Annotated in this window: 4 protein-coding genes; 3 read left to right on the forward strand and 1 reads right to left on the reverse strand. The window is 70.7% G+C overall.

The window, feature by feature from the left end; all coding sequences use genetic code 11:
* A partial coding sequence (locus tag ACFFNX_RS44365) for an ATP-binding cassette domain-containing protein (protein ID WP_378212273.1) occupies positions 1-277 on the reverse strand: 277 nt, incomplete at its 3' end.
* Positions 278-617: 340 nt separating this feature from the next.
* Between ACFFNX_RS44365 and ACFFNX_RS44370 the strand changes: the two genes are divergently transcribed.
* The 3 genes from ACFFNX_RS44370 to ACFFNX_RS44380 all read left to right on the forward strand — a co-directional run bounded on the left by ACFFNX_RS44370 (position 618) and on the right by ACFFNX_RS44380 (position 3,800).
* Positions 618-1,616, forward strand: a complete 999-nt coding sequence (locus ACFFNX_RS44370) for a LacI family DNA-binding transcriptional regulator (protein ID WP_378212274.1) — start codon at positions 618-620, stop codon at positions 1,614-1,616.
* A 1-nt stretch (position 1,617) separates the two neighbouring features.
* Positions 1,618-2,346 (forward strand): (Fe-S)-binding protein, encoded by a 729-nt coding sequence (locus ACFFNX_RS44375; protein WP_378212276.1) that lies wholly within the window; start codon positions 1,618-1,620, stop codon positions 2,344-2,346.
* Between the two features lie 80 nt (positions 2,347-2,426).
* On the forward strand, positions 2,427-3,800 hold the full coding sequence (locus ACFFNX_RS44380; RefSeq protein WP_378212278.1) for a lactate utilization protein B: 1,374 nt from the start codon (positions 2,427-2,429) through the stop codon (positions 3,798-3,800).
* Positions 3,801-3,901 lie beyond the last annotated feature (101 nt).

Consider the following 3,901-nt stretch of genomic DNA (forward strand, 5'->3'; position numbering starts at 1 on the left):
ACGTCGGCTCCTGATAAATCACCGCAACCCCCACCTGCTGCCCATCACCAGGACCACGGAACTCAACAGGACGACCATCCAGCAACACCTGCCCCTCATCAGGACGGTGCACCCCAGCCAGGATCTTCACCAACGTGGACTTGCCCGCGCCGTTCTCCCCGGCGAGCGCATGGATCTCACCGCCCCACAGCTCCAGGGAGACGTCCTGCAGAGCCCGCACCGCGCCGAACGACTTGCCGACATTCGACAGGGCGAGGATCGGCGGCGACTCGCTCATGGGTCCTCCTTCGTCGGAGGCGGGACCAGGCGCGTGCTCGTCGACTCGCTCGCTCCGCTCGCTCATGCTTCCTCCGGAAGTGAACGGAATAAAAACGTTTTAACCCGATTGACCTGGGACCGTAGATCTGTGAGCGCGGGGAGGTCAAGAGTCACATCGTCGTGATCTTCCGGAAACGAAGCGTTCACTGCATCGCTGAGCTGCGTAGATGCGGTCCGTATAACGAGAAGGTCACCGTCGGGACGGTCGGCTCACCGTCCGGAGGCGAGTTGACACGTTTTAATCGGGTCGTTCACAGTGAACGCCATCAGGTCATGGAGAAGGGGTACCGGCGTTGGGCATGGGCACCGCGGGGATCAAGGAGGTCGCCAGGTTCGCCGGCGTGTCGCCGGGCACGGTCTCGAACGTGCTGAACCACCCCGAACGCGTCGCCGCCGCCACACGTGCCCGCGTCGAGGAGGCCATCCGCGATCTGGGCTTCGTGCGCAACGGCTCGGCGGCGACCCTGCGCGCCGGGCAGAACCGGGCGGTCGGCCTGGTCGTGCTCGACGTCGGCAACCCGTTCTTCGTCGAGGTCGCCCGCGGCGTCGAGGACGTGGCGAGCGATCGCGACCACGCCGTGATCCTGTGCAACTCCGGCGAGTCCTTCGAGAAGGAGGCGCGCAACCTGCGGGTCCTGGCCGAACAGCGGGTCCGGGGAGTGCTCATCACCCCGGCGGGCGAGAACCTCGCGAGCGTGGAGGCGCTGCACGACCGCGGCGTCGCCGTCGTGCTCGTGGACCACTCCTCGCCCGGCGATCTGTGCTCGGTGTCCGTCGACGACGTGGCCGGCGGCGACCTCGCCGTGACGCATCTGCTGAGCCGGGGCGCCGAGCGGCTGGCGTACGTGAGCGGGCCGATGGCGATCCGGCAGTGCAGCGAACGGCGGAAGGGGGCGCGGCGCGCGCTGCGCACCGCCGGCCTGCCGGTGCGGGCGCTGGAGGAGTTGATCGTTCCGGAGATGAACGCGAACGGCGGCCGTCTCGCCGCCGAGAAGCTGCTGGCCGACGGACTACCCGACGCGATCTTCTGCGCGAACGACCTGCTCGCGCTGGGCGTCCTGCGCGCGCTGTCCCAGGCGGGGGTGAGCGTCCCCGGCGACGTGGCGTTGATCGGCTACGACGACATCGAGTTCTCCGCGGCCGGGGCCGTGCCGCTCAGCTCGATCCGGCAGCCGACCTACCGGCTGGGCAAGATCGCCACCGAACTGCTGCTGGACGTGTGCGACGACCCGGCGGGCCACGCGCACCAGCAGATCATGTTCCAGCCTGAACTCGTCGTCCGCGAATCGAGCCGTTGACATGCGCATCGCCCTGTTCGTCACCTGTTTCAACGACACCCTCTACCCCAGCACCGGCAAGGCGGTCGTCACGCTCCTGGAGCGGCTCGGGCACGAGGTCGTCTTCCCCGCCGAGCAGACCTGTTGCGGTCAGATGCACTACAACACCGGGTACGACCGCGAATGCGGGCCTCTCGTCAGGGATTTCGTTAAAACGTGCAAACCGTTCGACGCGATCGTCGTCCCGTCGGCGTCCTGCGCCGGGATGGTCCGCGAGAACCACGTACGCGTCGCCCGCGCCGTCGGCGACCGTGACCTCGCCGAGGAGACGGACCGGCTCGCACCCCGCGTCCACGAGCTGACCGAACTGCTCGTCGACGTGCTCGGCGTCGAGGACGTCGGCGCGTACTTCCCGCACCGGGTGACCTACCACCCGACCTGTCACTCCCTGCGGGCGCTCCGCGTCGGCGACCGGCCGCTGCGGCTGCTGCGGGCCGTGCGCGGGATCGACCTCGTCGAGCTGCCGGACGCCGCCGAGTGCTGTGGCTTCGGCGGAACGTTCGCGTTGAAGAACCCCGACGTGTCGGCCGCGATGGGCGCCGACAAGGTCGCCCGGATCCGGCAGACCGGCGCCGAGGTGGTCTGCGCGGCGGACAACTCCTGCCTCGCCCACATCGGCGGCCTGCTGTCGCGGCTGCGGACGGGCGTACGGCCCCTGCACCTGGCCGAGATCCTGGCGGCCGCCGAGTGAACGAACGCATCGGACAGGGAGGTGTATCCGTGCCGGCGCACCATGACGCCGCCCGGGCGGCCATGCCGACGTATGTGGGGATGCCCGCCTTCCCGGACGCCGCGCGGGCGGCCGTACGCGACACGCAGCTGCGCCGCAACCTCGCGCACGCCACCACCACGATCCGCACCAAACGCGCCGCCGCCGTCGGCGAGCTGGCGGACTGGGCGGAGCTGCGGGAGACCGCGAAACAGATCAAGGACCACACGATCGAGCACCTCGGACACTACCTGCGCCTGCTGGAGGAACAGGTGACCGCCCGCGGCGGCACGGTGCACTGGGCCCGCGACGCCGCCGAGGCGAACCAGGTCATCACCGACCTGATCAAGGCGACCGGCGAGACCGACGTGGTCAAGGTCAAGTCGATGGCCACGCAGGAGATCGGCCTGAACGAGGCCCTCCACGCCGCCGGGATCCTCGCGCATGAGACCGACCTGGCCGAGCTGATCGTGCAGCTCGGCGGCGACCGCCCCTCCCACATCCTGGTCCCGGCGATCCACCGGAACCGGGCGGAGATCCGCGAGATCTTCCGCCGGGAGATGCCCGGCGCGCCCGACGACCTCACCGACGATCCCGCGCGTCTCGCCGAGGCCGCCCGCAGTCACCTGCGCGAGCGGTTCCTCGCCGCGAAGGTGGCGGTGTCCGGGGCGAACTTCGCGGTGGCCGAGACCGGCTCGCTCGTCGTCGTGGAGTCCGAGGGCAACGGGCGGATGTGCCTCACGCTGCCGGAGACGCTCATCTCGGTCATGGGCATCGAGAAGGTGCTGCCCTCCTGGCGCGACCTGGAGGTGTTCCTCCAGCTCCTGCCGCGCTCGTCCACCGCCGAGCGGATGAACCCCTACACCTCGATCTGGTCGGGCGCGACGGAGGGGCAGACCTTCCACCTCGTCCTGGTCGACAACGGCCGCACCGCGACGCGCGACGACGAGGTGGGCCGCCAGGCGCTGCGCTGCATCCGCTGCTCCGCGTGCCTGAACGTCTGCCCCGTCTACCAGCGGGCGGGCGGGCACGCGTACGGGTCGCCCTACCCCGGGCCGATCGGCGCGATCCTGTCGCCTCAGCTGCGCGGCCCCGGGTCGCCCGTCGACGACTCGCTGCCGTACGCCTCGACCCTGTGCGGCGCCTGCTTCGAGGCCTGCCCGGTCGCGATCGACATCCCGGAGGTACTGGTCCACCTGCGGTCGCGCGCCGTGCACGGCCGGGCCGAGCAGGCCGCGATGCGCTTCGCCGCCTGGACGCTGCGCTCCCCTACCCGGCTGGCGCTCGGGCAGCGTCTGACCGGTACGGCCGGGCGGATGCTCGGCCGGCGGGGCCGCATCGGGCGGCTGCCCGGCCCGCTGGCGCGCTGGACCGAGACCCGCGACGCGCCCGTCCCCCCGGCCGAGACCTTCCGTGACTGGTGGAACCGCCGATGAACGCCCGCGAGGAGATCCTGCGCCGGCTCGGCGAGGCACCCGCCAAGGCGACCGCCTACGACGCCATCCCCCGGCGCTACCTGCGCCGGCATCACGACGGC

It is taken from the genome of Actinoallomurus acaciae (genome assembly GCF_042429965.1).
GTDB lineage: Bacteria > Actinomycetota > Actinomycetes > Streptosporangiales > Streptosporangiaceae > Actinoallomurus > Actinoallomurus acaciae.

What these genes read in the sequence shown, in the direction of transcription:
- ACFFNX_RS44380 (WP_378212278.1), top strand. Translation starts at nt 2,427, where the DNA reads ATGCCCGCCTTCCCGGACGCCGCGCGGGCGGCCGTACGCGACACGCAG.
- ACFFNX_RS44375 (WP_378212276.1), top strand. Translation starts at nt 1,618, where the DNA reads ATGCGCATCGCCCTGTTCGTCACCTGTTTCAACGACACCCTCTACCCC.
- ACFFNX_RS44370 (WP_378212274.1), top strand. Translation starts at nt 618, where the DNA reads ATGGGCACCGCGGGGATCAAGGAGGTCGCCAGGTTCGCCGGCGTGTCG.